The organism is Burkholderia sp. Se-20378 (assembly GCF_017104665.1).
In the GTDB taxonomy this organism is placed as follows: domain Bacteria; phylum Pseudomonadota; class Gammaproteobacteria; order Burkholderiales; family Burkholderiaceae; genus Burkholderia; species Burkholderia lata.
The window spans coordinates 1-1,828 of the sequence record NZ_JAAGPG010000911.1 but is presented as its reverse complement, the minus strand read 5'-3'; the positions used below and the strand labels follow the sequence as shown (position 1 = coordinate 1,828).

General features: G+C 68.8%; 2 protein-coding genes and 1 pseudogene. 2 read left to right on the top strand and 1 reads right to left on the bottom strand.

Features of this window, described 5'->3' with window-relative positions; translation table 11 throughout:
- Positions 1-468: ethanolamine ammonia-lyase light chain EutC (locus G3N93_RS38905; RefSeq protein ID WP_206135422.1), on the top strand; the 468-nt coding region annotated here is incomplete at its 5' end.
- Between the two features lie 69 nt (positions 469-537).
- Here G3N93_RS38905 and G3N93_RS38900 read toward each other — a convergent pair.
- On the bottom strand, positions 538-1,422 hold the full coding sequence (locus G3N93_RS38900; protein WP_174947282.1) for a LysR family transcriptional regulator: 885 nt from the start codon (positions 1,420-1,422) through the stop codon (positions 538-540).
- A gap of 155 nt (positions 1,423-1,577) precedes the next feature.
- On the opposite strand from G3N93_RS38900, the pseudogene G3N93_RS38895 reads away from it, so the two are divergent.
- Positions 1,578-1,828 (top strand): annotated as a pseudogene (locus tag G3N93_RS38895) (MFS transporter); the annotation flags it as partial.

Here is a 1,828-nt window from a genome sequence, read left to right as displayed (position 1 = left end):
GACGGGCCCGACGTCGTGTTCGTGGTCGGCGACGGGCTGTCGGCGTTCGCGGCCGCGAAACAGGCACTGCCGTTGCTGCAGGCCGTGCGGCCGCGGCTCGACGTGGACGGCTGGCGGATCGGCCCGGTGGTGGTCGCGACGCAGGCGCGCGTCGCGCTCGGCGACGAGATCGGCGAACTGCTGCGCGCGAAGGTCGTCGCGATGCTGATCGGCGAACGGCCGGGGCTCAGCTCGCCGGACAGCCTCGGCGTGTACCTGACGTGGGCGCCGAAGGTCGGCTGCCACGACGCATTGCGCAACTGCATCTCGAACGTGCGGCCCGAAGGGCTGCCGTACGCGGGGGCCGCGCACAAGCTGCATTACCTGATGACGCATGCGCGCCGGCTCGGGCTGACGGGTGTCGGTCTGAAGGACGACAGCGATGCGTTGCTGCCGCAGGCGGAGGCGGAGCGGATCGGGGCGGATTGAGAAGGGCCGCGCGCGGGCCGCTGCCGGTGAGTGGCGGTGTTCGTGCCGTTCGATCGACCTGCGGCGTGCCTACCTGAACAGCCGCTCGCACAGAAAATCGACGAACACGCGCAGCTTCGGCGACAACTGCCGGCTCGACGGCCACACGATCGAGAATTGCCCCGGCGCGATCCGGTAGTCGTCGAGCACGGTGACGAGTGCGCCGTGTTCGAGCGCGTCGCGCGCGAGGAAGTCGGGCATGTAGCCGATGCCGAGCCCCGCGAGCACGGTGCCGCGCAGTGCTTCCATGTTGTTGCAGGTCAGCGCGGTGCGCAGCTTCAGCGGCGTGCCGTCGTCGGCCGCGAGCGCCCAGTCCTGCAGCTTGCCGGTGGTCGGGAAGCAGTAGCGCACGCATTCGTGCGCTTCGAGATCGCGCGGCGTGCGCGGTGTGCCGGCCTGCGCGAGATACGCGGGCGTCGCGCACAGCACGAACGCGAACGGGCCGAGCCGCCGCGACATCAGGCTCGAATCGGACAGCGGGCCGCTGCGGATCACCGCGTCGAAGCCGCCTTCGACGACATCCACCATCCGGTCGTTGAAATCGAGATCGAGCTCGACGTCCGGGTAGCGTTGCCGGAATTCGGGCAGCACCGGCAGCAGGAACCGGTAGCCGATCACCGGCAGGCTCACGCGCAGCTTGCCGCGCGGGCGCTGCGCCGATGCCGTCACGGTCGCTTCCGCGTCGCGGAAATCCTCGAGGATGCGCTGGCAGCGTTCGTAGAAATGCCGCCCTTCTTCGGTGAGCGTGACGCGCCGCGTCGTGCGGTTGAACAGCCGCACGCCGAGCGACTGCTCGAGCTTCGCGATCGTCTTGCCGACCGCCGACGCCGAGATGCCGAGCGTGCGGCCGGCCGCGACGAAGCTCAGCGCTTCCGCGGTGCGGACGAAGGCGACGATGCCGGTCAGGTTGTCCATCGAATCGAAGGGCGTGCGTCGACGCGCGTAGTCGAGTGAATTGCGGAATTCTAGTCCGTTATATGCGGAGCTTTGCGTGGTTTTTCGCAGATTGAATCGGATTTATCTTCTGTCGCTCTGGCGGCGCATCCGCGCCGGCTTTTCGAGGAGCGATGATGGATCACCCTTTTTCAGCCGCTTCGGACCTGTCGGCACGCCGGCGCGCGTGGGTGCTGGCCGCCGTCTGCATGGCCGCCGTCGCGCTGCCGCTGTCGTTTTCGGGCGGCGCAGTCGCGACGCCCGCGATCGGACGCGACCTGAACGGCGGGACGGTCGCGATGAACTGGATCACCAACGCGTTCATGCTCGCGTTCGGCAGCTTCCTGATGGCGGCCGGCGCGCTGGCCGACCAGTTCGGCCGCAAGCA